Here is a 24316-nt window from a genome sequence, read left to right on the forward strand (position 1 = left end):
GGTACAAAAAAGCGGGAGCATGCTCCCGCTTTTTTGTTACCGCCGTAGTTACAGCCCCAGGCGGTCCAGAATCGCCAGCGTTGGCGCGGCCTGATTCATGGTGTAGAAGTGCAGCCCCGGTGCACCCATGGCCAGCAGCCGTTCGCACAGCTTGGTGACCACTTCGGTGCCAAACTCTTTCACCGCTGCTTCATCGTCCTTGAGGTCGTTGAGTTTGCTCACCAGCCAGCGCGGCACATCAGCGCCGCAGCTATGGGAAAAGCGCAGCAGGTTGGCAACGTTCAGAATCGGCATGATGCCGGGGTACACCGGTGCCTCGCAGCCCTGTTTGCGCAGCGCATCCAGGTAGAAGCCATAAGCGTCGGTGTTGTAGAAATATTGGGTCAGGCCATTGTTGGCGCCGGCGTCGATCTTGCGTTTGAAGTGCGCAATATCGTCGTCAAAACTGCGCGCCTGCGGATGCATTTCTGGGTACGCCGCCACTTCCATTTCGAAATGTTCGCCGCTGTGCTCGCGCACCAGTCGCACCAGGTCGTCGGCAAAGCGCAGTTCGCTCTGGGCATAGCCCATGCCCGAAGGCAGGTCGCCGCGCAGCACCACCAGTCGGCGTACTCCCTGATCGCGATAGTGATCCAGCAGTCCCCGCAGTTCGTCGCGGGTCTGGCCGATGCAGCTCAGGTGTGGCGCGGTGTCCGGGTGATGCTCGCGCAGTGCGTCGATGGTACGCAAGGTATTGTCACGGGTGGATCCGCCGGCACCGTAGGTGCAGGAGAAAAACATCGGGTTGCGAGCCAAAAGCTGCTGCTGGACGCCAAGTAATTTTTGCAAACCGTCAGCGGTTTTCGGCGGGAAAAATTCAAAACTGATGCGTTGGGACATCTCGCTTCCTCACGACAGGGCGCGGCCGGTAGGCCGCGCCGGTGGCGTCAGTACTTGTATTGGTCTGGCTTGAACGGGCCGTCGACGGTGACGCCGATGTAACGCGCCTGATCGTCGGTCAAGCGCGTGATCACGCCGCCGAAGCCTTCCACCATGTAGCGCGCCACTTCTTCGTCGAGGTGCTTGGGCAGCACTTCCACGCGCAGCAGTTCCGCTTGTTCTGCGGCGCTGCGTGAGGCAAACGCCTGCTCGAACAGGTGGATCTGCGCCAGCACCTGGTTGGCGAACGAACCGTCCATGATGCGGCTGGGGTGGCCGGTGGCGTTGCCGAGGTTGACCAGGCGGCCTTCGGACAGCAGCAGCAGGAAGTCGTTGCGGTCTTTGTTGCGCCAGATTTTGTGCACCTGCGGCTTCACCTCTTCCCACTCCCAAGTGCGGCGCAGGAAGGCGGTGTCGATTTCATTATCGAAGTGGCCGATGTTGCACACCACCGCGCCCGGTTTCAGCGCGCGCAGCATGTGCTCGTCGCACACATTGACGTTGCCGGTGGTGGTCACCAGCAGATCGATCTGACCCAGCAGGGTGGCATCCACGCCCTCAGCGTTGCCGGTGTTATGGCCGCCACGGTAAGCGCTGACTACTTCGTAGCCGTCCATGCAGGCCTGCATGGCGCAGATCGGGTCGATCTCGGTCACCCGCACGATCATGCCTTCTTGGCGCAGCGATTGGGCCGAGCCCTTGCCCACGTCACCGTAGCCAATCACCAGCGCTTTCTTGCCGGACAGCAGGTGGTCAGTGCCGCGCTTGATGGCGTCGTTGAGCGAGTGGCGGCAACCGTATTTGTTGTCGTTCTTGCTCTTGGTGACCGAGTCGTTGACGTTGATGGCAGGCACTTTCAGGGTGCCGGCTTTGAGCATTTCGTAGAGGCGGTGCACACCGGTGGTGGTTTCTTCGGTGACGCCGTGGATGTTGGCCAGCATGTCCGGGTAGTGCTCGTGGATGTGCGCGGTCAGGTCGCCGCCGTCATCCAGAATCATGTTGGCATCCCACAGCGCGCCCTCGCCGTCGCGGCAGGTCTGTTCGATGCACCAGATGTATTCTTCCTCGGTCTCGCCTTTCCAGGCGAACACCGGCACGCCGGCGGCGGCGATGGCCGCAGCGGCGTGGTCTTGGGTGGAGAAGATGTTGCAGCTCGACCAGCGCACTTCTGCGCCCAGCGCCACCAGCGTCTCGATCAGTACCGCGGTCTGGATGGTCATGTGGATGCAGCCGATGATGCGGGCGCCCTTGAGCGGCTGGTCGGCACGGTATTTTTCGCGGATCGCCATCAACGCCGGCATTTCGGTTTCGGCGATCTGGATTTCCTTGCGGCCCCAATCAGCCAGGGTGATGTCAGCGACTTTGTAGTCGGCCATGGTCAGTCTCCATTCGGGTGAGCGAATGGGCGCCGTTGTTGATGTGCCGAGCCTCGCGGGGTGTCCGCTGCAGCGCCCCTCGGCCAAAACAGGTGCGGGCGGCCACAGGGCCGCCCGCAGCGGGATTAGAGGCCGGCAGCGGCGCGCAGGGCAGCGGCTTTGTCGGTCTTTTCCCAGGTGAAGGTGTCGCCGTCGCGGCCGAAGTGGCCGTAGGCGGCGGTGGCGCGGTAGATCGGCCGGCGCAGGTCGAGCATCTCGATGATGCCGCGCGGACGCAGGTCGAAGTGCTCACGCACCAGCTGCACGATCACCTCTTCGGCCACGGTGTGGGTGCCGAAGGTGTTGATGGAGATGGAGGTCGGCTCGGCCACACCGATGGCATAGCTGACTTGGATCTCGCAGCGTGACGCCAGACCGGCGGCGACGATGTTCTTCGCCACGTAACGGCCAGCGTAGGCGGCGGAACGGTCCACCTTGGTCGGATCTTTGCCGGAGAACGCACCGCCACCGTGACGCGCCATGCCGCCGTAGGTGTCGACGATGATTTTGCGCCCGGTCAGGCCGCAGTCACCCATCGGGCCGCCGATGATGAACTGGCCGGTGGGGTTGATGTGGAAACGGGTGCCCTCGTGCAGCCACTCTTTCGGCAGCACCGGCAGCAGGATTTCCGCCATCACCGCGTCTTGCAGGTCTTTCAGCGCGATGTCCGGCGCATGCTGGGTGGACAGTACTACGGCATCCACCGCCACCGGCTTGCCGTTTTCGTAGCGCAGCGTGACCTGGCTTTTGGCGTCCGGGCGCAACCACGGCAGCACGCCGTTCTTGCGCAGTTCCGCCTGGCGCTCCACCAGACGGTGGGAGTAGTAAATCGGCGCCGGCATCAGCGTCTCGGTTTCGTCGGTGGCGTAGCCGAACATCAGGCCCTGGTCCCCGGCGCCGATTTCTTTGTCTTCTTTTTCGTCCACGCCCATGGCGATGTCCGGGCTCTGTTTGCCGATGGCGTTGAGCACCGCACAGCTGGCGCCGTCGAAACCGACGTCGGAGCTGTCGTAGCCGATGTCCAGGATCACCTGACGCACCACGTCTTCCAGGTCCACGTAGGTGCTGGTGGTGACTTCACCGGCCACCACCGCCATGCCGGTTTTCACCAGCGTTTCCACCGCCACGCGGGCGTAGGGGTCGTCCTTGATGATGGCATCCAGGACCGCGTCTGAAATCTGGTCCGCCATCTTGTCCGGATGGCCTTCGGACACGGATTCAGAAGTGAAGATGTTGTATTCGCTCATGGTGCGCGGGCTCCCGACAAAGGGGGTTGAGGTCAATGAGTGTGATCGTCCGGGTGCACGAAACTGAGCACCTGGGTTTGGAAACCATTGCGCTGGGCCAAGTATTGCGACTCCAGCAGTACCAGCCCGGCGCGTTGTGCCCAGGCAATTAATTCGTCTTCATCAAAGCCCTGCCACAGATCGCCGCAGCGGGTCCGGGTCCAGGACTGCTCGTGGCGGCACAGCTCCGACACCAGCAGTACACCGCCGCGCCGCAGCCGCCGCGCCGCGCGCAGCAGCGCTTCGGCGGGTGCCGGCAGGTGATGCAGCACCATGTTCATCACCACCGCATCGAACTGGCGCGGCGGCGCGGCATCGGGCCAGTCGCCCTGCAGCAGGGTGATGCCACTGTGACCGGCCACCTGTTGGCGGGCTTGGGCCAACATGCCGGCCGCGTTGTCGAGCCCGATCACGTGCTCGAACTGCTGGGCCAGCCAGCCGAGGAAGCGGCCATCACCGGGTCCGACTTCCAGCGCTTCGGCGCCGCCATCTGGGCAGGCGCGGCGAATCATTTCCGCTGCCAGCTCGCCGTAGTCGTCGAGGTCGACGATTTCGTCCATCGGCGCACCGCTGGCCGCCAGCTGCTGGAAGAACAGGCGGCTCTGGGCGGCGCGGCGCTGCTCGATCACATCCAGTCGGGCCGCCAGTTCTGGCTCCAGCGTTTGCTCGTCCAACTGCGCCAACAGCGTGCGCTGCAGATCACCGCTGGCATCCGCCGGTGGCAGCCCGCGGCGGTAGAACACGGTAGTGCCCTCGCGGCGGTTACTGACCCAGTGCTCGCGCGCCAGCAGCTTAAGGTGGTGGCTCATGCCGGACTGGGTGGTGTCCAACAGCTCGGTGAGCTCCTGTACCGCAAAGCTGTTGTAGCCCAGCAGCTGCAGGATCTGCAGTCGCAACGGGTCAGCGGTGGCCTTGAGCTGGCGCGCCAGCGCTGCCAGCGACACCGGTTCCGGCCGGTCAAGGGCGGCGGGCGAGGTCATAGGGCGCGCAGTGTACGGACTAACTGGCCCTATATCAAAGTTTTTTGATATAGCTTTGACGGCGGGTTGGCGGCCACAAAAAAGGCGCCCGCAGGCGCCTTCGGAAGGGCGGCGGTGGTCAGCCGGATTTCTTCACGAATTGAGTCAGGATGACGATGCGTTGACCGTCCACCCGGCCTTCGATGTGGGCCGCGTTGTCGGGGTCGAGATGAATGTTGCGTACGTGGGTGCCACGCTTGGCCACCAAACTGGAGCCCTTCACGTTCAGGTCTTTAATCAGGGTGACGCTGTCGCCTTCCAGCAACTCGACCCCGTTGCAATCGCGGTGCACCTCGCCCGGCTGCTCGTCGTTGCTGGCGCTGCCGGCTTTGGCCCAGGCCAGTAGCGCGTCATCCAGGTAGAGCATGTCGAGCAGGTCTTGGGCCCAGCTTTCGCTGCTCGCGAGGCGGCTTAATTGTTGCCACGCGAGTACCTGAACCGCCGGGGTTGGGCTCCACATGCTGTCGTTAAGGCAGTGCCAGTGGTGCACGTCCAGCGGCTGGCTGCCGTCGAGTTGGTCAGCGCACAGGCTGCAAAGATGGACGACGGCGTCGGCATCGGTGGCGTCGCGCGGGGGCACGGCAACCAGGCGCAGGTTCTCCTTGCCGGTGCACAATTCGCACTGGCCTTGGCTGCGGGCGGCAATGGTTTGTTCCACGGTTAGAAACCCTCCCTATAAAAGAGTGGGAGAGTATAACGGATTGCTATGGATGACGGGTGTAGCGGGTGCGGTGGAGAGGGCCCCGCCTAGGCAGGCGGGGCCGGGTCTTGCTTAGAAGTGCAGGCGGCCGCCGATTTCCAGCAGTACGCCGTCGGCTTCGGTCGGGATCGACACGCCGCCGATGAAGGAGAAGCGCTCGCTGGTGCGGTAGTTGGCTTCCAAGGCGATCAGCAGTTCGTCGTCGTCTTTCACGCCTTTCATGCCGGACAGCGCGGTTTTCTCGGTGTCGTACACGTCAGACATGTAGCGCAGGGCGCCGCGTACTTGCAGTTGGTCGTTGAGGGACATGCGGGCACCCACTTCCAGCAGCGGGTTGATGCCGTCGTTGCTGTCCATCAGACCGAACTCACCGTACAGGTGCAGGGTGTCGCTCATCGGCGCGATCAGGCCGACGGTGCCGGTGCGCAGGTCGTAGATGCCGCCGTCTTGGGCCGTCACGTACACCTGGTCATTGATGCGGAAGGAACCTTTGATCTGCCATTTGTTGGCATCCTGGCCGGTCAGGACCTGGTAGGAACCTTGCAGGTAGGTGTAGTCGAATTTGTCGGCAACGGCGAGGGTCGGCAGTGCGCAGAAGGCGGCAGCAGCCACCAGAGCTGAACGAATTTTCATGGCATAGGTCCTTTTAGATCACCAAGCTGCGAATTGTCTAAGGGCGCAGAAACCCTGGGAAAATGCATCCCGCCAGCGCAGGATGCGCGCATACTATCCCAGCGGTAAAGGGGGCGGGTAGGCAGGTTTTACAGGCACAGTCCGGATTTGTGAAAAGATTTACCTTTTTAATGTTTTTTCGCGGAATTTTTTCCCACAAAGCGGCTGAACGCCATTCATTAGAGTGATTGCCATCTGCCCTGTGTGGTTCATAATCGGCGCTCGTTTGAGTCTCTGTGCCGTCATGCGCCTGCACCCATTTGCCGCCATTTTGTTGGGATTGTCGTTGCTGTCACCGCCGGTGATGGCCGATACCGTTTGGCTGCGCAACGGCGACATCCTGTCCGGCGTGGTGCGGCTGCTCGACAGCGGCAAGGTGCTGCTGGAAACCGATCACTCCGGCACCGTCAGCATTTTGGTGCGCACCATCCAGACCATGGAAACCTCGTCGCCGATGATTGTCCGCCAGCAAGCCTGGGGCGGCAGCTACCGCGTGCACTTGCGGCCGGCGGAGCCGGGCAAGGTAGCGTTGGTGGATGAGGGCGAGCCGTTCGTGGTGGAACTCAGCAGCCTGTACCGGATGATGCCGGAGCGCGGCACGTTGGAAGACTGGATGTGGACTGGTCATCTGGATCTGTCATTTGATCTGGAGCAGGCCGAAAGCAACATCGACGATCGCGATCTGACGTTGGTGAACAACTTACGTTATGACCGCTGGCGCCAGCGCTTCGCCGCCGAGTACAACCGGAAGACCAAGGACGAGAAGCGCACCAAGGACAACTACCAGTTGAGCTACACGGTGGACTATTTCCTCGGTGAGCGGTTGTTCTGGCAGGGTCAGGCGCAGTATCTGCGTGACGAGGTCGAGGCAGTGTCGCAGCGGCGCACGCTCGGTACCGGGCCCGGTGTGCAGCTGTGGGACAACGAAGTTGGCGCGCTGTCGCTGGCGGCGCTGGTGAACCACGACGCTTATCACTTCAAAGAAGCCAACCCCTCAGAAAGCGCCTCGCTGTCTGTGAAGTGGGATTACAGCCGCTTCCTGAGCGCCAAGACCATCAGCCTGTTCAATCGCGGTGAAGTTGGCCTGCCGCTGGGCGGGGCAGTGTCAGAGAAGCTGTATGTCCAGCTGGGGCTGCGGTTCAAGGTCACCAGTTGGGCGACCCTGAACCTGAAAACCGAGTGGGACCGGGTATCAGGCAACGCCGGGGATGTGAATGCCCGGCGCTACACGCTGGGCTTTGGCGTCGCCTGGTAGCCGCGCTCAGCGACGGGTGTTGCGGGTGCCCTTCTCGGCCTCGCGCTTGCCGTCATCCGTGTCCTCGGCGTCGTTGACCTTGCGGATCGCTGGGTTGACGCCGTCCACCGACAGGTCCTCGACCACTGGCGGGGCCGTTTTGGTGACCACCGGGCGAATGCCATCAACGGGATCTTCAATGTAGGGCTGTGACACATAGCCTTCCGGCGCCGACTTGGTGACCACCGGGCGGATGCCATCTTCTGGATCATCGATAAAGGGCGGCGACACGTAACCCTCGGGTGCCTGCTTAGTGGCCACCGGGTTGATGCCATCAGCCGGGCCTTCATCATCTTCCAGGTACGGCGGGCTGACGTAGCCCTCCGGTGCGGTCTTGGTGACCGGCGCGTTAGACGGGCCTTCCACACCGAACAGCTCCCACGGCGTCGGCAGCGTTGGGAACAAGTCGCCACCCTGCAGCCGCTCCAGCAGCGGACCGGCTTGCACTGCCGCGGCCACCAGTACCAGCCACAGCAAAGACCACAGCACCGTCATCACCCGTGAGAAGGCGGAGTGGCCGTTGCGCAGCAGCGCCCAGCCGAACACCACTGGTGCCACCACGATACCGAGCAGCAATAACGGGCTGACAAAGCGACCGCTGCTGGTGCCGAGGAAGGTGGAGCCGGCGCCAGCGGCTGCGGCGTGGTGGCCGGCCGGGGCGCGGGCCGGGTTGGGGTGGCCACAGTGGGGGCAGGCATAAGCCAGCGGGCTCATGGGCTGGCGGCAATGCTGGCAGCGTGTGTCGGTCATCAAGTCCTCTCCCGGTCGCAACCTGGGGTCTGCAAGAAAAGCGCAAGCATACCGCAGGGCGCTGGACTGTGCTGTGCCGATGTGCAGGGTTGTGGCGGCGGTCGCGGTGTATCGGGAGGTTTGCCGCCGGCGGGCGGGTGCGCGACAATAGCGCCCCTTCAAAGCCCGGCCCCGCCTCCCCGAGGGTGCCCCCTATATTAATGCGATACACAGGTTAGGAGATCGCCATGTCCGCCCCTTCACCCGCCCCGCGCGAGTTGGCCAACGCAATTCGTGCGCTGAGCATGGATGCCGTGCAGCAGGCCAATTCCGGCCACCCCGGCGCCCCCATGGGCATGGCGGACATGGCCGAAGTGCTGTGGCGTGGTTTCATGAAGCACAATCCGGCTAACCCGCAGTGGTTCAACCGTGACCGCTTCGTGCTGTCCAACGGCCATGGCTCCATGCTGCTCTACAGCCTGCTGCACCTGACCGGCTACCCGCTGTCGCTGGATGACCTGAAGAACTTCCGTCAGCTTGGCAGCCCCACCGCTGGCCACCCGGAATACCACGACTGCCCCGGCGTCGAGACCACCACCGGTCCGCTTGGGCAGGGCATTGCCAACGCTGTGGGCATGGCGCTGGCGGAAAAAATGATGGCCGCCCAGTTTAACCGTGACGACTGCGAGGTGGTGGATCACTACACCTATTGCTTCCTCGGCGACGGTTGCATGATGGAGGGCATCTCCCACGAAGTGTGCTCGCTGGCCGGCACCCTCGGCCTCGGCAAGTTGATTGCCTTCTATGACGACAACGGCATCTCCATCGATGGCCAGGTGCAGGGCTGGTTCACCGACGACACCGTGGAGCGGTTCCGCGCCTACGGCTGGCAGGTGATCGCCGACGTTGACGGCCACGACGCCGCTGCGCTGCACCAGGCGGTGCTGACCGCCCGTGCCAACACCGAACAACCGACCTTGATTTGCTGCAAGACTGTGATTGGCTTCGGCTCGCCCAACAAGCAGGGCAGCGAAGACAGTCACGGCGCGCCGCTGGGCCACGACGAAATCGCGCTGGCCAAGGACACGCTGGGCTGGGAATACGGTCCGTTCGAAATCCCCGAGCACGTGTACACCGCTTGGGATGCCCGCACCGCCGGCGCCAACGCAGAAGCTGAATGGAATGCCCTGGTGGCCCGTTACGCTGAGCAGCATCCACAGCTGGCGGCTGAGTTCGAACGCCGCATCAGCGGTGCGCTGCCGGACGGTTTCAGCGCCGCCGCCGATGCCTTCATCCAGAGCTGCCAAGACAGCATGGAAAAGGTGGCCACCCGCAAGGCCAGCCAGAACACCCTCGATGCCTACGGCCCGCTGCTGCCGGAACTGGTGGGCGGCTCCGCTGATCTCGGCGGCTCCAACAACACCGTGTGGAAAGGCTGTAAGGCGGTGAGTGCGGCGGATGCCAGCGGCAATTACCTGCACTACGGCGTGCGCGAGTTCGGCATGACCGCGGTGATGAACGGCATGCAGCTGCACGGCGGCTTGCGCCCCTACGGCGGCACTTTCCTGATGTTCATGGAATACGCCCGCAACGCGGTGCGCATGGCGGCGCTGATGAAGCAGCCGACGGTGCTGGTATACACCCACGACTCCATCGGCCTCGGCGAAGACGGCCCCACCCACCAGCCGGTGGAGCAGATCGCCAACCTGCGCCTGACCCCGAATCTGTCCACCTGGCGTCCCTGTGACACGGTGGAATCCGCGGTGGCCTGGAAAGCCGCGCTGGAGCGCCAAGACGGCCCCACCGCACTGATCTTCAGCCGCCAGAACCTGCCGTGCATGGCGCGCGACGCCGACACCCTCGGCAACGTCGCCCGTGGCGGCTATGTGCTGAGCCAAACCGGCAGCGGTGCCCCGGATGCGATCATCATTGCCACCGGTTCCGAAGTGGAGCTGGCGATGGCCGCGGCGGCGCAACTCGGTGAGCAGGGCCGCAATGTGCGCGTGGTGTCGATGCCGGCCACCGATGTGTTCCTGGCCCAGGACGTTGCTTACCGCGACGCCGTACTGCCGCCGGCGGTACGTGCTCGGGTAGCGGTGGAAGCCGGAATTGCCGATTACTGGTTCCGCTTCGTCGGCCTCGATGGTCGCGTGGTGGGCATGCACGGGTTTGGTGCTTCAGCACCGGCGGCAGACCTGTACCGTCACTTCAACATCACTGCTGAGGCAGTGGTGGCTGCGGTTTCCGAACTGCTTTGACGATGCGCGTCGCGCTCAACGGCTACGGGCGCATCGGCCGGTCTTTCCTGCGGGCGCTGCTGGATCGCAGCGCCGAAGGCGGTTGGTCGCTGCCGTTTGAGCTGGTGGCCATCAATGATCTCGGGCGGCCGCAGGACCTGCTGTACCTGACTCAATACGATTCCACCCATGGCCGCGCCGGCACGCCGGCGGCGCTGGTGGATGGGTGTCTGCAGGTCGGCCCGTTGGCGCCAAAGCTGCTGTGCGAACCTTCGCCAGCGGCGTTGCCGTGGCGCGAGCTGGAGGTCGATCTGGTGCTGGAGTGCACCGGGGTCTGGCGCGGGCGCGAAGGCGCCGGGCAGCATCTGCACGCCGGGGCGCAGCGGGTGATCATCGGCGCGGTACCGTTCGAGCCGGTGGATGCCCTCACCGTTTACGGCATCAACCACAGTGAGTTGGGTGATGCGCGTATCCTGTCGGCGGCGTCGTGCACCACCCACGCCATTGCGCCGTTGCTGCTGGCGCTGCACCAAGCGTGGCAGGTGGAGCAGGTGATCATGACCGAGGTGCACGCCTACACCTCGGACCAGACCCTGCTCGACCATGTGCACCGCGACCCGCGCCGCGGCCGGGCGGCGGCACAGAACATCGTGCCGACCACTTCCAGCGCCATCGGCGCCATCCAGCAAGTACTGCCGTGGCTGGCCGGCCGTATCAGCGGGGGTTCGATCCGGGTGCCGACATTGAACGTGGCGATGGTCGACCTGACGCTGAAGTTGGCACAGACGCCGAGCGTGGACGCGGTCAACGCGTTGTTTGCCGCGCGCGCGGGGGACGCTCCTTGGCAGATTGGCTACAATGACGCGCCGCTGGTGAGCGTGGATTTCAACCATCGCGCCGAATCGGTGATTTTCGACGCCACTCAGACCGAGATCCAGGGCGATCTGGTACGGGTGGTGGGCTGGTATGACAACGAGTGGGGCTATGCCCAACGCTTGTTGGATCTGGTCAGCCACTTGAGCGGCGCTTGAACGCCGACTGATGTTATCCAACGCGCCGCTGCCGGATCGGGAGCGGCGTTATTGTTCGTCACAGAGAACCCCGCTGCGGGCATCGAGGAACCAAATGGCCATTGTGCGCATGACGGATTTGGACCTGAAAGGCAAACGCGTCCTGATCCGCGAAGATCTCAACGTGCCGGTGAAAGACGGCAAGGTGACCAGCGACGCCCGCATCCGCGCGGCGCTGCCGACCCTCCAGCACGCGCTCGACGCCGGTGCTCGGGTGATGGTGATGTCCCACCTCGGCCGCCCGGAAGAAGGCGTGTTCGATCAAGCTGCGTCGCTGCAGCCGGTGGCAGAGCACCTGGCCGGCCTGCTCGGCCGCGAGGTGCCGCTGGTGCGTGACTGGCTGGACGGCGTCGAGGTGGGCGAAGGTCAGCTGGTGCTGTGCGAGAACGTGCGCTTTAACCGTGGTGAAAAGAAAGACGACGAAGCGCTGTCACGTAAAATGGCCGCCCTGTGCGACATCTTCGTGATGGATGCATTCGGCACCGCCCACCGCGCCCAAGCATCCACCCACGGCGTCGCCAAGTTCGCGCCGGTAGCTTGCGCCGGCCCGCTGTTGGCGGCGGAGTTGGACGCCCTCGGCCAAGCATTGGCGGCACCGGCCAAGCCGCTGGTCGCCATCGTCGGGGGTTCAAAAGTGTCCACCAAACTGGAAGTGCTGGAGTCGCTGGCGGACAAGGTGGACCAGCTGGTGGTCGGCGGTGGCATTGCCAACACTTTCTTGGCTGCCGCCGGCTTGCCGGTGGGCAAGTCGCTGTACGAAGCCGACCTGCTCGACGCGGCGCGCAAAATTGCGGCCAAAGTGCACATCCCGCTGCCGGTGGACGTGGTGGTCGCCACTGAGTTCTCCGCGGATGCGGAAGCCACCGTCAAGGCGGTGGAAGACGTGGCCGAGGACGACATGATCCTCGACGTTGGCCCCAAAACCGCCCACATCTTTGCGGCGCTGATGAAAGAAGCCCGCACCATCGTCTGGAACGGTCCGGTGGGCGTATTCGAGTTCGATCAGTTCGGCGGCGGCACCCAGGAAATGGCGGAAGCCATTGCTGACAGCGATGCGTTTTCCATTGCCGGTGGTGGCGATACGCTGGCGGCGGTGGACAAGTACGGCATTGCAGACCGGGTGTCTTACATCTCCACCGGTGGGGGTGCCTTCTTGGAGTTCCTCGAAGGCAAAACCCTGCCGGCGGTGGCGATGTTGGAAAGTCGCGGCTGAGCAGCATGGAAAGGCGGCCTCCGGGCCGCCTTTTTTGTGGCCATGAATGAACCCCTGACCCACCGCGCCGCTTGGCCATTGGAGCTGTCCGCTGTCGGCCAGCAACGCCTGCTCGATCAAGGGCTGGTGCTGCCGGCGACGCTCGACAAGGCGGTGCTGAAACGGCGAGTGGAATATCTGGCCGGCCGCTATGCGGCACGGGCGGCACTGGCCAGCGCTGGTTTACCGGCACAGGTGCCAGGCAGCGGCAGTGGCGGTGAGCCGCTGTGGCCAGCGGGCGTGTGCGGCAGCATCAGCCACGGCGCCGGCCAAGCGGTGGCGCGGGTGACGCGGGCGCCGGTGCGTGGTCTCGGAGTCGACCGCGAAGCCTGGCTGACGCCGCTGCGGGCGGCACGGGTGGTGAGCGCCGTGGCGCAACCGGCTGAGCGCGCGCTGCGGCCGCGCGCGCTCAGCGAAGCAGAGTTCGTCACCCGGCTGTTCTCGGCCAAGGAAACCCTGTTCAAGGCGCTTTATCCGAGCGTGCGCCGCTATCTCGGCTTCGCCACCTCGACGCTGGTGGAGATCGATGCCGCCGGCTGCCGGCTCGGCTTCACTCTGGCGCCGACGCTACAGCAGAGCGTGCAGGCGCCGGCGCTGTGGTGGGTGCAGGCCGCGGCCGATGCCGACGGCATCGAATGCTGGACCTGGCTGCCCTGACCTCGTGCCTCGCTCAGGATGAGGTGCCGCCGATGTTGGAGAACAGGTTGATCACCACCACCCCGGCGACGATCAACCCCATGCCGATCAAATCTGGCAGTCGCGGCACCTGGTGATAGATCACCAGTGCAATCAGCGTCACCAGCACGATGCCCACGCCGGACCAGATCGCATAGGCGAGGCCCACTGGCACCGTTTTGAGGGTGATGCTGAGGAAATAGAACGCGGTGGCGTAGGCGGACAGCGTCAGCACTGTGGGACCGAGCCGCGTGAAGGACTCTGACGCCTTCAACGCACTGGTGCCAATGACTTCAAACAGGATTGCTGCGGCAAGGAAATTGAGGTCTTTCATGTAGCACCCGCACCTGAGCCCGGACATGGGAGCCACTACCCTAGGGGATGCCTTTCCACGTTGCCGTGACAACTTAATAAACATTGGATAAATCGGTGTGCGCGCCGCATTTGCTCGCCACCGGCCCTTGTTTCACAATAGCGCCCCAGAATTTGCCCGCGGCCACGCCCAGCGCTGACGGGACATCCCGCTGGCTGCGGGAACACGGATACCGGGCCTTCAGAAACCCTTCATGGAGCACACCACATGGCACTCATCAGCCTGCGCCAGATGCTGGATCACGCCGCAGAATTCGGTTACGGCATCCCAGCCTTCAACGTCAACAACCTGGAACAGATGCGCGCCATCATGGAAGCTGCGGACCAGACCGATTCGCCGGTGATCGTGCAGGCCTCGGCCGGCGCCCGCAAATACGCCGGTGCGCCCTTCCTGCGTCACCTGATCCTGGCGGCGGTGGAAGAATTCCCGCACATCCCGGTGGTGATGCACCAAGACCACGGCACCAGCCCGGCGGTGTGCCAGCGCTCGATCCAGCTCGGCTTTTCCTCAGTGATGATGGACGGCTCACTGGGCGAAGACGGCAAGACGCCGATGGATTACGACTACAACGTACGCGTCACCCAAACCACCGTGGCCATGGCCCACGCCTGCGGCGTGTCGGTGGAAGGTGAACTGGGCTGCCTTGGCTCGCTGGAAACCGGGCAGGCCGGCGAAGAAGATGGCATCGGTGCGGAAGGCACGCTGGACATGGACCAGATGCTGACCGACCCGGAAGAAGCCGCTGATTTCGTTAAGGCCACCAAAGTGGACGCGCTGGCGATTGCCATCGGCACCAGCCACGGCGCCTACAAGTTCACCCGCCCGCCCACCGGTGACATTCTTGCCATCGACCGCATCAAGGCAATTCACGAGCGTATTCCCGATACCCACTTGGTGATGCACGGTTCCTCCTCGGTGCCGCAAGAATGGCTGAAAGTGATCAACGAATTCGGCGGTGAAATTCCGGAAACCTACGGCGTGCCGGTGGAAGAAATCCAGGAAGGCATCAAGTACGGCGTGCGCAAGGTCAACATCGACACCGACCTGCGCTTGGCCAGCACCGGTGCCATCCGTCGCTTCCTGGCGCAGAACAAATCCGAGTTCGATCCGCGCAAGTACCTGGCAGTCTCTACCCAGGCGATGAAGGACATCTGCCTGGCGCGTTATGAAGCGTTCGGCGCTGCCGGCATGGCCAGCAAGATCAAGCCGATCTCGCTGGAGGCCATGTTCGAGCGTTACGCCCGTGGTGAATTGGACCCGCGCGTGAAGTGATTAAAAAGGCCCGCTTCGGCGGGCTTTTTTATGCCCAACTTTCGCCACTCGAGCACCTTCTTGGTTGCCAACCGCCGGCGGACTGGCAGTTGGCACCCGAGGCGCCACCTCCGGCCTTGCCGATTGTGACCAAGGCTCCAAAATAGCACCCCAAGGAAGGAACCGATCTGAGGCGCGAAAAGGGGTTTCGCGCACAGCGGTTTGGGGAAAGGAGCAACAACCATGGCGCAACTGTTTCCGTTGCGCTCGGCGTGCCGGTTTGACACGTCGGGGGAGCGGCGCTTGGCCGAGCGCTTGGAGAAAAAGCTCGGGGCGGATTATCTCTGCTGGTACAACGCCCCAGTCGGGGCCAATGGACTACAGCCGGATTTCGTTATCGCGCACCCGGAACGTGGGTTGCTGGTGCTGGAGGTCAAGGATTGGCGGCTGGACACCATCCGCCGCATGGACCAAGACAGCGCTACTTTATTGGTGCCGGAAGGCGAGGTCGTGGTCTCCCACCCACTGCGGCAAGCGCGCAAATACGCCACCGAGCTGGTGTCTGCATTGCAACGTGACACGCTATTGCGCCAGTCCGAGGGCCTTTACGCGGGTCGACTGGCGGTACCGTTCGGCTGGGCAGTGGTGTTCACCCGTATGACCCGGCGCCAGTTCGAGCAGACCGATCTGCACGAAGTGCTGCCTCCAGAACGGGTGCTGTTCCAAGATGAAATGCTGGAATCAGTCTCCGACGATGAGTTCGCCGATCGCATCGACGCGCTATTCCCGGCGCCGTTTCCGTGTCGCCTCAGTGGCGAGCAGATCGACCGCATCCGTTATCACCTTTATCCGGAAGTGCGTATCAGCAGCGCGCCGGGTCAGTTTGGGTTGTTCGACAACCACCAAGATGCGTTGCCGTCGTTGATCAGGGTGATGGACCTGCAGCAGGAGCAATTGGCACGTTCGCTGGGCGATGGACACCGTGTAATCCACGGTGTCGCCGGCTCCGGCAAGACTATGATCCTCGCCTACCGCTGTATTCACCTAGCGGCTGCGGCTAAAAAGCCGATTTTGGTGCTGTCTTACAGCCGGGCGCTGGCTGGCCGGCTGGAGCAGATGATGGCAGAGCGGGGGCTGGCGGAGACCGTGCAGGTGCGCAGGTTCCTCGCCTGGTGCCATGAGCTGCTACGGACCCATGGGGTGGCGCTGCCGACCGAGCGTGGCCAAGCGTTCTATGCCGCCTTGGTGGCGGCAGTGGAAGCGGCACTGGAATCCGGCGAGATACCGCGCGGACAGTACAGCGCGGTATTGATAGATGAGGGGCATGACTTTGCGCCGGAGTGGTTCCGCATTGCGGTACAGATGGTCGACCCGGATACCGACTCGCTGCTGGTGCTCTATGACGATGCGCAGACGCTCTACGGCAACTTGCGTCGCCGCGACTTCAGCTTCGCCAGTGTCGGTATCCAGGCCCAGGGTCGCACTACCATTCTGCGGCTCAACTATCGCAACACGCTGGAAGTGCTGTCGGTGGCGCGAGCGCTGGCGACGGGGGCACTGCGTGCCGAACAGAGCTCCGACGATGGTGTGCCGCTGATCGCCCCAGAAAGCGCCGGCCGGCGTGGTCCGTTGCCGAAGTTGCTGGTGCTGGACAGCGAGTGGCAGCAGTGGCACAGCCTCGTTGAACAGCTGCAGGACGCCGCCGCTCATGGTCGCCGCTGGAGCGAGATGGCGGTGTTGTACCGCCATGCCAGTGATGCGGTGGCCATCGAACGGGCACTCGGCGCCGCCGACATTCCGTTCATCTCTGGTCGCGCGAGTCGAACGCGGGATCGGCTGTTTGGTAGCGAAGACCAAGTCAAAGTAGTGAGCATGCATTCCAGTAAGGGCTTGGAGTTCCCGCTGGTGGTGATTCCGTCGCTGCATATTCTGCCGGCGGCCGGCGAGGATGAGTTGCTGGAAGAGCGGCTGCTGTACGTGGCCATGACCCGGGCACTGGAAAGCCTAGTACTGCTGGCCACCGCCGCCACCGCGTTGACGGAGCGGGTCGGGCAGGCGGTGGAGCAGGTGCAGCGGGCGTTGGCGGAGGCGTGACCCGGTCGCTCCGCCGCGAGGGAGCGCGTAAGCTGTCGCGTGATCGGATTGCCCCGTCTACGACAGCCAGAGCGAGAGTACCGATGAGCCAAGACGTCTATACCCCACCCCGAGTTTGGACTTGGGAGCCCGGCAACGGTGGCCGGTTCGCCAACATCAACCGGCCGGTGGCCGGGGCCACTCACGAGGCCGAGTTGCCGGTGGGCACGCACCCGCTGCAGCTGTATTCGCTGGCTACGCCCAATGGCGTCAAAGTCACGGTGATGCTGGAAGAACTGCTGGAGGCCGGTCATGCCGGGGCGGAATACGATGCTTGGCTGATCCGTATCCAAGACGGCGATCAGTTCGGTAGCGGCTTTGTCGCGGTGAACCCGAACTCGAAAATTCCAGCGTTGTTGGATCGCAGCGGTACCGAGCCGGTGCGGGTGTTTGAATCCGGCCACATCCTGCTGTACTTGGCCGAGAAGTTTGGCGCGTTTGTGCCGCAGCAAGCGGCGGCGCGCACCGAATGTTTGAACTGGCTGTTTTGGCAGATGGCCAGCGCGCCGATCCTCGGCGGCGGCTTCGGCCATTTCTACGCCTACGCACCGGAAAAATACCGCTACCCGATTGACCGTTACACCATGGAAGTGAAGCGCCAGCTGGATGTGTTGGACCGCAATCTGGCCGAGCGCCGCTTTGTGGCAGGCGACCAATACACCATCGCCGACATGGCGATCTGGCCCTGGTATGGCGGGGTGGCGTCGAACGAAGTGTATGAAGCGGCAGAGTTCCTCGATGCCAGCGGTTACACCCATGTGCAGCGCTGGCTGACGGAGATTGCCGAACGTCCGGCGGTGCAGCGTGGCCGCCGCGTAAACCGGGTGTGGGGTGACGAGGCCGAGCAATTGGCCGAGCGTCACAGCGCTGCCGACTTCCAGCAGCCTGCGGTGGAGTAAACCGTCAATGGAGGGGATGCCATTCCAGCCGGTGTTATTGCAGCAAGGCTGGGCGCCGTTCGACTGGGCGCAGCCGCCCCGCGGTGATGCTCAGGCGCAGGCATATTTCGGTTACTACGGCATCGACTTCGAACAGCGCCAGCCGCAACTGGAGCACGGTTTCGGCTATGTCGATGCCGCCGGTTTCCGGATTGCAGTACACAGTTGGCGGCCGCCGTCAGCGCGCGGCACGGTGTGGGTGGTGCACGGTTATTTCGATCACGTGGGACTGTATCGCCATGTGATCGGCGCGCTGCTGGCGGCCGGATGGGCGGTGGTGGCGTTTGACCTGCCCGGCCACGGGCTATCGTCCGGCGCGCGGGCGGTGATCACTGATTTCGATCTCTACCAACAGGTGCTCAATCACTGTTTGGCCGGCGCGGCCGGGCATTTCCCTGGGCCCTGGCATGCGGTGGGGCAGAGCACCGGCGGCGCTATTCTGATGCAGCGTCTGCTGGCTCCCGATGATCCATTTGACCAAGTGGTGCTGCTGGCGCCGCTGGTGCGCCCGCTGGGATACCGCACTGCCAGCTGGCTGCACCGGTTAGTGGGGCCGTTCCGGCGCTTTATTCGGCGAGTGTTCACCGCCAACTCCAATGATCCTGAGTTTCTGCATTTCCTCGCCGAGCTGGACCCGCTGCAGCCGCGGGCCATTTCGGTGCAGTGGTTCGGCGCTCTGCGCCGCTGGGTTCCGCGGTTTGAGGCACTGACGCCGGTGGCGCGGCCACTGTGGCTGGTGCAGGGCGATATGGATGACACCGTCGACTGGCGCTACAACTTGGCGATGGTGGAAACCAAGTTCCCCGCGCTCAAGGTGGTGATGCTGGAGGGGGCACGCCATCAATTGGCGAACGAGTCGGAGCGCTATCGCGCCCGCATCCGGCAGGTCTTCCACGACGCGTTCGCTTGACGCTTTTTTACACACTGTCGACTGCCGGCGGCGTTAGCCTCAAGGGTCTCAACACCAAGGAGGTGCGCGATGAATACACCGCAATGGTTACGCATGATCAGTGTGATGGGGATGGCGGCGCTGGCGTCAGGACAAGCCAATGCCAAGATCGCCGAGGCAGAACTGACGCGTGAGGAGCGCGCCACCCGTGATGCCTACAGCCGCATTTACTCCGGTGAGGCCCGTTTGCATGCCGCCGATCAGGATACGCTGGTGCGCCAGGCGGTAGCGGAACGTCAGCAGCAGGAAGCAGAGCAGCTGCAACGACGGCAGCAGCAAGACTGAGGTGCCGGGCAGGCCCGGCACCCCGTCGGGCGTTACCAGCTCAGTGGCGCTTCAGAGGACCCCGGAGTGTCGCGGCGTGGCCGTGACTCCGGACGGTTGTCCAGCGGACGCAGCACCGATTCGGCGCTGAAACTGTCCAACTCCCCTTCCACCAGCTTGGCAATGCTGTATTGCGGCTGCACCGTAGTGACTTCTACTTGTGCCACCACCGGGCCATCCACATTCAGGCTACGGCCGGTTTCGCGGTCATTGAGGGCGCGGCCGGGGCCGTGCACTGCCAGTCGAGCGCCTTCCTTGACCGCGGCACCGCCTTGGCTGAGGAAGATTTGTTCGGCTGAAACGATATCCAGCACCCGCAGCGGGTAGATCACACCGAGGGTAGCGGCAACGATGGCGTCACTGCCGCGCTCGTACAGCTCGCGGATCTCGAAGTCGCGGTGATCCGGGCGCACATCCAGCGCTAGGGTGTCAGACCACATGATTTTCTGGGTCGCCACTTCGATGATCTGGAAGGCAGCTTCCAGCCGCAGCATGCCGTCATTGACGCGCGCGCCGTAAAACTCGCGGCGGGCCAGTGGTGAATCGCCCACTTGGTGGATGCGCCCCACCAGCATCAGGTCGGCACCGGCCACAGCACCCAACCGGCTGGCGTCGGTGGCGCTGACCAAGTCGGAACGCAGTAGCGCCACTTCCGAGGCGAATTCAGCGCCGTAATCACGGTTGATCACCGAGAACCGCTGCGATTGGGTGAAGGCCCGTTGCAGTGACTCCTGCAGCCGTTGGCTGGCGTCCACGCCGCGGATCTGCTGACCGTGGGCGGGGTAATTGCTCTGCGAGATGCGGAATGGCATCACCGCCAGCGTGTAGCGTTTGTCGTCAGCGCCGGTGAACGACTCGAACTTGGGCACCGTGACTTTCAGGCGCACGGCCCACGGGGTGTCGCCCTTGCCGGGAGTGACGCTGAGCACTTCGTAGCTCTTCACCCAGCCTTTGGAATCGCTGTAGATGTCATGGCGCACGCCGAGCGTGGCCACGGCCAGATCGGAGCGCAGCGTGGCGGTATGTTGCAGATCCAGTTGCAGCGTGCGTTCGGTGCCGACTTCAACACCGCGTACTTGCTGGACTGCTTCCACCAGGGCGCCGGTGACAGCTTTGAGGTAACTGTCGCCATAACCTTGGGTGGTGCGCTCCACATCGACCATGCGCGCTTGCGCGGTCAGGGGCAGGGCCAGCAACAACAACAGTGAGCAGAGGATGTGTCTCATGGCGTTCTCCGCGGATGGTAAAAGCGGGCCCGAGGGCCCGCCGTGGTGCATCACTTGCCGAACAGGCTGCGTGACTTGGTCTTGCGGATTTCTTTCTCGCTGGCCCATTCCATGATGCCGGTTTCCAGGTTCATCAGGTTCAGGGTGAACTTGTAGTAGACGTCGCGGGTATTGCCGCTGCGCTTGGTGATGCTGGTCAGCGCGCCATACAACATGTACTCAGCACCGATCTGGCGGCCCATGGCCACGGCGGTGGCCGGATCGACCATGCCGGACTGGCTTTGGAAGTCGAACTGCTGGCGCACGCGCTCCACCACGTTCATGTCGACAAAGCGGAACTTACCGGACTGGATCAGCTTGGTGCGGATGCTGTCGGTGACGTTTTCGGTGTCGATGTGCTCGGTGGTGCGGTTCTGTACCTGGTCGACGAACACTACCGGGCGGCGCTGCATGGTCATCTGCACCACCGGCGGGAACGCCAGCAGGTCATCGACCATCTGGTTGGCAATCATCTGCAGGTCGGTGGAGCCGAAGTCCACCGTCAGGGTTTCGGCGGCGGTGGAATCGCCGTATTGGACTTGAGAGCAGCCGCCGATCAACAGGGCGGACGACAGCAGGATGGTCATCACTACACGCATGGAATATCTCCTTGTTCAGAATCGGTTACCGGCCGTGCGCTTATTCAGCGCGCAGCCAGACTTCAAAGCGAGCGGCAGCGGGGTTCGGCGCCAGGCCCTGCAGGCGGGTTTCGCCCTTGCCAGCTACGACCTGCGGCCGCCACGGCTCGCCTTGCTGCTGGATTTCAAAGCCGTTGGCGTCGTACCAGCGGAATTTGTACTGGTAGCTGACGGTGAACGACGACTTGTTGCGCAGCGTCACCTGGGCTCGCAGAACGTTGCCGGCCAGCGCGCGCTGGACGTTGTCGATCTCGAATTTGTTGGACAGGGATGAGGTCTCGTAGCGCACGGAAGCCACATCTTCAACAGCCAGTGGCTCCTCCACCGGTTTGTTGGCACAGCCAGCGGTCAGCAGTGCACCCAGCACAAGAGGAAGCAGGGCATAGCGTTTCATCGTCGATTCTCCAGAGTGGGCAGGACAGTCACGTGCAGCGCGCCGGTATCAATCACGCGCACCAGGGTGGTACCTCCGGCGGTTACGGGCACGTCCACTGACGTACTGCTGCCCATCCCTGCCAGCGTTAGAGCCTGGGTGCCGGCCGGCAGTTCCAGCCGGGCGACCTGGGCGTTGGCCGGCAACGTCAGCCAGCTGCGCAGGTCCGCTTGTTCGGACACCAGGTTGTAGATTTGGGTGGCGAGGCCGGCGAATACGCCGCCTTTGTCGTTGGCCAACTTTTGCGTTTCGTACTTGGCCTTGGCGCGCAGCGTTTGGCGCAGCAGCATGCCCGGCACCTGCTCTTTGAGCGCACGCGCGGCGAGGCCGTCGAAGCGCGCGATCACGGCGGTAGTGGCGTGGCCGGCGCCGCTGATCTGCAGCGGACGCGGTTCCGGCGCGTTGCCGGCGTAGGTGGGGAACGCCACCGCGAAATAGCCGTGCACAGTGGGGATCGGCAGACTGATTTGCTGGCGTGCCGGGATATAGCCCTGCTCATAGGCGATCACCACCTGGCCGCTGCCGCTGGCGGCACGATAGCGGCCAGTCTGGCGGGCTGTGAGGCGGCGAATGTCGGCCTCCAGCAGCGGATGGCGCGGCATGATCTCGTAGGCTTTCTTGAAGTCCACGGTGGCATCGTTGAATTGCCCGGTTCCCTCGCGGAACACCCCAGCGAGGTAATAGAAGTAGGCATTTTGGATGCTGTTGCGCACCGAGGAAGCCGCCGAGTTAAGGCCGCCAAGCTGGGAATCCAGGTCGTTGGCGGACGGACTGCCTTCCTTTTCGGCCTCGGCTTCAGCCTTGGCGATGCGCTTGTCGTTGCGCACTTCGGCGTTGCGTTGCTCTTGGGTCAGGCGTCGGAATTCCACCGCCGCGCCGGACAAGTCGCCGTGCTGCCAGAAGTTCAATGCTTGGAAACCGTGCAACGCGATGCGCTCGTACTCGTAACCGGAGTAGGCCATAGCGTTGTCGTTGGACAGGGTGGTACTAAGACCGCCGGCCAAGGCGCCGGCGCTGATCAGCGCCTTGTCGTCTTGGGCGAGGTAGAGATCAATAGCGCGCTCGAACGCCTGCTGACTGCTATCGACCAAGCCGCCAATCTGGGCTACTCGGCCCTGCTCTTGCAGGTACAGCAGACCGTCTTTGCTGTCGGTTTTCTTTTCCAGCGTGGCGACCAGCTCTTGTGCCTGCTGGCTACTGAGGGTTGCACTGCGCCATTGCTGGGCCTGCGAGGGATACGGCTTGAACAGCGAACTGGTCGCACAGCCGGACAGCGCCAAGGCAGAGATCAGCACACAAGCAGTTCGACGCATGGACGGCATTCCCGTTGCAGTCATGGGGCGCGGAATACAGGGGGTGGCCACATATCCCTTGGCCACCGCCCTGGCTGCCATAAATATCAGAACAAGACGCGCGTGCGAATGGTTCCGTCGATGTTTTGGAGTTTTTCCCGCGCCAAGGCGCTGGACGCCTTGTCCACATCGATGACTACGTAGCCGATATCCGCATTGGTTTGCAGGAACTGCGACACGATATTGATGCCGTTGTCGGAGAACACCTGGTTGATCTGGCTCAGCACGCCCGGCACGTTGCGGTGGATGTGCAGCAGACGGTGGTTTTGCGGATGTTCCGGCAGCGCCACTTCCGGGAAGTTGACCGAGGACAGGGTGGAGCCGTTGTCGGAGTAGCGCACCAGCTTCTCGGCCACTTCGCCGCCGATGTTCTCCTGCGCTTCCTGGGTGGAGCCGCCCACGTGCGGAGTCAGGATCACGTTGTCGAACTCACGCAGCGGCGACAGGAATTCGTCGTCGTTGGATTTCGGCTCTTCCGGGAACACGTCGATGGCGGCGCCCAGCAGGTGGCCGTCTTTCAGCGCTGCCGCGAGGGCCTCAATATCGACCACCTTGCCGCGCGCGGCGTTGATCAGGTAGCTGCGCGGCTTCATCTTGCGAATCTGCTCTTCGCCGATCATCCAGCGAGTGCTGGGCAGGTCCGGTACGTGCAGGGTGACGACGTCAGACATGCCAAGCAGCTCATCCAGGCTATGCACCTGGGTGGCGTTGCCGAGCGGCAGCTTGGTGATGGTGTCGTAGAAGTACACCTTCATGCCCATCGCTTCGGCCAGCACGCTGACTTGGGCACCAATGTTGCCGTAGCCGACAATGCCGAGCGTCTTGCCGCGCACTTCGTAGCTGTCCTTGGCGGATTTCAGCCAGCCGCCACGGTGGCAGGAGGCGTTCCGCTCCGGCACGCCGCGCATCAGCATGATCGCTTCCGCCACCACCAGTTCGGCAACCGAGCGGGTGTTGGAGTAGGGCGCGTTGAACACCGGGATACCGCGCGTCAAGGCGGCAGTCAGGTCCACTTGGTTGGTACCGATGCAGAAGCAGCCGATCGCCATCAGCTTCTCGGCACTGTCGATCACCTCGGCGGTGAGCTGGGTGCGGGAGCGGATGCCGACCACGTGGGCATCACGGATCTTCTGCTTGAGTTCGTCGCCGGACAGCGCGCCCTTCAGCAGTTCAATGTTGGTGTAGCCATTTTGCGTGAAGGTAGCCACTGCAGATTCGTGGATGCCCTCCAACAGGAGAATGCGAATCTTGTCCTTTTCGAGCGACGTCTTGGGCATGGGGCGAGGTCCGGTACCAGTGTGAAGTAAAAGAAGGCGCGTATGGTAACATAGCGCGCCTTCGGTGTGAGCCGTTCCCGGCTCCCCGGTACAACCCCTCTTACCCACCGCCTCCT

The 24316-nt window shown here is 63.4% G+C and carries 23 protein-coding genes and 1 riboswitch; of the genes, 10 read left to right on the forward strand and 13 right to left on the reverse strand.

What is annotated here, in order from left to right:
- Positions 1 to 48 precede the first annotated feature (48 nt).
- The 6 genes from metF to AB5I84_RS11800 form a co-directional block, all read right to left on the reverse strand.
- A complete protein-coding gene (gene metF / locus AB5I84_RS11775; RefSeq protein ID WP_369456103.1) occupies positions 49 to 879 on the reverse strand; it encodes a methylenetetrahydrofolate reductase [NAD(P)H] in 831 nt (276 codons plus the stop codon).
- 47 nt (positions 880 to 926) lie between these two features.
- Positions 927 to 2294: an adenosylhomocysteinase gene (gene ahcY, locus AB5I84_RS11780; RefSeq protein ID WP_369456104.1), complete on the reverse strand. Its 1368-nt coding sequence runs from the start codon at positions 2292 to 2294 to the stop codon at positions 927 to 929.
- 20 nt (positions 2295 to 2314) lie between these two features.
- Positions 2315 to 2381, reverse strand: a riboswitch (S-adenosyl-L-homocysteine riboswitch).
- Positions 2382 to 2419: 38 nt separating this feature from the next.
- Positions 2420 to 3580 carry a methionine adenosyltransferase gene (metK, locus tag AB5I84_RS11785; protein ID WP_369456105.1) on the reverse strand — a complete coding sequence of 387 codons (1161 nt, stop codon included), beginning with the start codon at positions 3578 to 3580 and terminating at the stop codon, positions 2420 to 2422.
- A gap of 32 nt (positions 3581 to 3612) precedes the next feature.
- Positions 3613 to 4599, reverse strand: a complete 987-nt coding sequence (locus AB5I84_RS11790; RefSeq protein WP_369456106.1) for a metalloregulator ArsR/SmtB family transcription factor — start codon at positions 4597 to 4599, stop codon at positions 3613 to 3615.
- 118 nt (positions 4600 to 4717) lie between these two features.
- The gene (locus AB5I84_RS11795; RefSeq protein WP_369456107.1) at positions 4718 to 5296 is read right to left on the reverse strand and encodes a PhnA domain-containing protein; all 579 of its coding nucleotides are present in this window, start codon (positions 5294 to 5296) and stop codon (positions 4718 to 4720) included.
- Between the two features lie 114 nt (positions 5297 to 5410).
- A complete protein-coding gene (locus AB5I84_RS11800) occupies positions 5411 to 5971 on the reverse strand; it encodes a hypothetical protein (protein ID WP_369456108.1) in 561 nt (186 codons plus the stop codon).
- A 283-nt stretch (positions 5972 to 6254) separates the two neighbouring features.
- Here AB5I84_RS11800 and AB5I84_RS11805 point away from each other — a divergent pair, with 283 nt between their 5' ends.
- The gene (locus AB5I84_RS11805; RefSeq protein ID WP_369456109.1) at positions 6255 to 7265 is read left to right on the forward strand and encodes a DUF481 domain-containing protein; all 1011 of its coding nucleotides are present in this window, start codon (positions 6255 to 6257) and stop codon (positions 7263 to 7265) included.
- Between the two features lie 6 nt (positions 7266 to 7271).
- Here the strand turns inward: AB5I84_RS11805 and AB5I84_RS11810 are convergent, their stop codons facing one another.
- A complete protein-coding gene (locus AB5I84_RS11810; RefSeq protein WP_369456110.1) occupies positions 7272 to 8054 on the reverse strand; it encodes a hypothetical protein in 783 nt (260 codons plus the stop codon).
- Positions 8055 to 8281: 227 nt separating this feature from the next.
- Here AB5I84_RS11810 and tkt point away from each other — a divergent pair, with 227 nt between their 5' ends.
- The 4 genes from tkt to AB5I84_RS11830 all read left to right on the forward strand — a co-directional run bounded on the left by tkt (position 8282) and on the right by AB5I84_RS11830 (position 13249).
- Complete coding sequence (gene tkt / locus AB5I84_RS11815; RefSeq protein WP_369456111.1) at positions 8282 to 10291, forward strand: transketolase; 2010 nt, start codon at positions 8282 to 8284, stop codon at positions 10289 to 10291.
- Between the two features lie 2 nt (positions 10292 to 10293).
- A complete protein-coding gene (locus AB5I84_RS11820; RefSeq protein ID WP_369456336.1) occupies positions 10294 to 11301 on the forward strand; it encodes a type I glyceraldehyde-3-phosphate dehydrogenase in 1008 nt (335 codons plus the stop codon).
- A 94-nt stretch (positions 11302 to 11395) separates the two neighbouring features.
- The gene (locus AB5I84_RS11825; RefSeq protein WP_369456112.1) at positions 11396 to 12553 is read left to right on the forward strand and encodes a phosphoglycerate kinase; all 1158 of its coding nucleotides are present in this window, start codon (positions 11396 to 11398) and stop codon (positions 12551 to 12553) included.
- A gap of 42 nt (positions 12554 to 12595) precedes the next feature.
- The gene (locus AB5I84_RS11830) at positions 12596 to 13249 is read left to right on the forward strand and encodes a 4'-phosphopantetheinyl transferase family protein (protein ID WP_369456113.1); all 654 of its coding nucleotides are present in this window, start codon (positions 12596 to 12598) and stop codon (positions 13247 to 13249) included.
- Positions 13250 to 13262: 13 nt separating this feature from the next.
- Here AB5I84_RS11830 and AB5I84_RS11835 read toward each other — a convergent pair whose 3' ends face one another.
- Positions 13263 to 13601, reverse strand: coding sequence for a DMT family transporter (locus AB5I84_RS11835; RefSeq protein ID WP_369456114.1), 339 nt, complete (start codon positions 13599 to 13601; stop codon positions 13263 to 13265).
- A gap of 246 nt (positions 13602 to 13847) precedes the next feature.
- On the opposite strand from AB5I84_RS11835, the gene fba reads away from it, so the two are divergent.
- The 5 genes from fba to AB5I84_RS11860 all read left to right on the forward strand — a co-directional run bounded on the left by fba (position 13848) and on the right by AB5I84_RS11860 (position 19196).
- Positions 13848 to 14912, forward strand: coding sequence for a class II fructose-bisphosphate aldolase (gene fba, locus AB5I84_RS11840; RefSeq protein WP_369456115.1), 1065 nt, complete (start codon positions 13848 to 13850; stop codon positions 14910 to 14912).
- 222 nt (positions 14913 to 15134) lie between these two features.
- Positions 15135 to 16985 carry a DEAD/DEAH box helicase gene (locus AB5I84_RS11845; protein ID WP_369456116.1) on the forward strand — a complete coding sequence of 617 codons (1851 nt, stop codon included), beginning with the start codon at positions 15135 to 15137 and terminating at the stop codon, positions 16983 to 16985.
- An 83-nt stretch (positions 16986 to 17068) separates the two neighbouring features.
- Positions 17069 to 17923: a glutathione-dependent disulfide-bond oxidoreductase gene (gene yghU / locus AB5I84_RS11850; protein ID WP_369456117.1), complete on the forward strand. Its 855-nt coding sequence runs from the start codon at positions 17069 to 17071 to the stop codon at positions 17921 to 17923.
- Between the two features lie 7 nt (positions 17924 to 17930).
- On the forward strand, positions 17931 to 18872 hold the full coding sequence (locus AB5I84_RS11855) for an alpha/beta hydrolase (protein WP_369456118.1): 942 nt from the start codon (positions 17931 to 17933) through the stop codon (positions 18870 to 18872).
- 69 nt (positions 18873 to 18941) lie between these two features.
- Positions 18942 to 19196, forward strand: a complete 255-nt coding sequence (locus AB5I84_RS11860) for a hypothetical protein (protein ID WP_369456119.1) — start codon at positions 18942 to 18944, stop codon at positions 19194 to 19196.
- A gap of 32 nt (positions 19197 to 19228) precedes the next feature.
- Here AB5I84_RS11860 and AB5I84_RS11865 read toward each other — a convergent pair whose 3' ends face one another.
- From AB5I84_RS11865 to serA, 5 genes are all read right to left on the reverse strand, one after another.
- Entirely contained in the window at positions 19229 to 20461 is a 1233-nt protein-coding gene (locus AB5I84_RS11865) for a CsgG/HfaB family protein (protein ID WP_369456120.1), read from the reverse strand.
- A gap of 50 nt (positions 20462 to 20511) precedes the next feature.
- Entirely contained in the window at positions 20512 to 21099 is a 588-nt protein-coding gene (gene lpoB / locus AB5I84_RS11870; RefSeq protein ID WP_369456121.1) for a penicillin-binding protein activator LpoB, read from the reverse strand.
- Positions 21100 to 21139: 40 nt separating this feature from the next.
- Positions 21140 to 21532 (reverse strand): YcfL family putative periplasmic lipoprotein, encoded by a 393-nt coding sequence (locus AB5I84_RS11875; protein ID WP_369456122.1) that lies wholly within the window; start codon positions 21530 to 21532, stop codon positions 21140 to 21142.
- Entirely contained in the window at positions 21529 to 22884 is a 1356-nt protein-coding gene (locus AB5I84_RS11880) for a COG3014 family protein (protein WP_369456123.1), read from the reverse strand. The genes AB5I84_RS11875 and AB5I84_RS11880 overlap by 4 nt, the downstream gene beginning before the upstream one ends.
- Before the next feature lie 86 nt (positions 22885 to 22970).
- Entirely contained in the window at positions 22971 to 24200 is a 1230-nt protein-coding gene (gene serA / locus AB5I84_RS11885) for a phosphoglycerate dehydrogenase (protein ID WP_369456124.1), read from the reverse strand.
- Between the last annotated feature and the right edge of the window lie 116 nt (positions 24201 to 24316).

This window comes from Alcanivorax sp. REN37, from assembly GCF_041102775.1.
In the GTDB taxonomy this organism is placed as follows: domain Bacteria; phylum Pseudomonadota; class Gammaproteobacteria; order Pseudomonadales; family Alcanivoracaceae; genus Isoalcanivorax; species Isoalcanivorax beigongshangi.

Bases quoted from the DNA above. Each gene is read 5' to 3' on its own strand.
- tkt (WP_369456111.1), top strand. From the start codon at position 8,282: ATGTCCGCCCCTTCACCCGCCCCGCGCGAGTTGGCCAACGCAATTCGT.
- AB5I84_RS11860 (WP_369456119.1), top strand. From the start codon at position 18,942: ATGAATACACCGCAATGGTTACGCATGATCAGTGTGATGGGGATGGCG.
- AB5I84_RS11845 (WP_369456116.1), top strand. From the start codon at position 15,135: ATGGCGCAACTGTTTCCGTTGCGCTCGGCGTGCCGGTTTGACACGTCG.
- ahcY (WP_369456104.1), bottom strand. From the start codon at position 2,294: ATGGCCGACTACAAAGTCGCTGACATCACCCTGGCTGATTGGGGCCGC.
- AB5I84_RS11875 (WP_369456122.1), bottom strand. From the start codon at position 21,532: ATGAAACGCTATGCCCTGCTTCCTCTTGTGCTGGGTGCACTGCTGACC.
- yghU (WP_369456117.1), top strand. From the start codon at position 17,069: ATGAGCCAAGACGTCTATACCCCACCCCGAGTTTGGACTTGGGAGCCC.
- AB5I84_RS11820 (WP_369456336.1), top strand. From the start codon at position 10,294: ATGCGCGTCGCGCTCAACGGCTACGGGCGCATCGGCCGGTCTTTCCTG.
- metF (WP_369456103.1), bottom strand. From the start codon at position 879: ATGTCCCAACGCATCAGTTTTGAATTTTTCCCGCCGAAAACCGCTGAC.
- AB5I84_RS11835 (WP_369456114.1), bottom strand. From the start codon at position 13,601: ATGAAAGACCTCAATTTCCTTGCCGCAGCAATCCTGTTTGAAGTCATT.
- lpoB (WP_369456121.1), bottom strand. From the start codon at position 21,099: ATGCGTGTAGTGATGACCATCCTGCTGTCGTCCGCCCTGTTGATCGGC.
- metK (WP_369456105.1), bottom strand. From the start codon at position 3,580: ATGAGCGAATACAACATCTTCACTTCTGAATCCGTGTCCGAAGGCCAT.
- AB5I84_RS11865 (WP_369456120.1), bottom strand. From the start codon at position 20,461: ATGAGACACATCCTCTGCTCACTGTTGTTGTTGCTGGCCCTGCCCCTG.
- AB5I84_RS11810 (WP_369456110.1), bottom strand. From the start codon at position 8,054: ATGACCGACACACGCTGCCAGCATTGCCGCCAGCCCATGAGCCCGCTG.
- AB5I84_RS11825 (WP_369456112.1), top strand. From the start codon at position 11,396: ATGGCCATTGTGCGCATGACGGATTTGGACCTGAAAGGCAAACGCGTC.
- AB5I84_RS11800 (WP_369456108.1), bottom strand. From the start codon at position 5,971: ATGAAAATTCGTTCAGCTCTGGTGGCTGCTGCCGCCTTCTGCGCACTG.
- AB5I84_RS11830 (WP_369456113.1), top strand. From the start codon at position 12,596: ATGAATGAACCCCTGACCCACCGCGCCGCTTGGCCATTGGAGCTGTCC.
- serA (WP_369456124.1), bottom strand. From the start codon at position 24,200: ATGCCCAAGACGTCGCTCGAAAAGGACAAGATTCGCATTCTCCTGTTG.
- AB5I84_RS11790 (WP_369456106.1), bottom strand. From the start codon at position 4,599: ATGACCTCGCCCGCCGCCCTTGACCGGCCGGAACCGGTGTCGCTGGCA.
- fba (WP_369456115.1), top strand. From the start codon at position 13,848: ATGGCACTCATCAGCCTGCGCCAGATGCTGGATCACGCCGCAGAATTC.
- AB5I84_RS11880 (WP_369456123.1), bottom strand. From the start codon at position 22,884: ATGCGTCGAACTGCTTGTGTGCTGATCTCTGCCTTGGCGCTGTCCGGC.
- AB5I84_RS11805 (WP_369456109.1), top strand. From the start codon at position 6,255: ATGCGCCTGCACCCATTTGCCGCCATTTTGTTGGGATTGTCGTTGCTG.
- AB5I84_RS11855 (WP_369456118.1), top strand. From the start codon at position 17,931: ATGGAGGGGATGCCATTCCAGCCGGTGTTATTGCAGCAAGGCTGGGCG.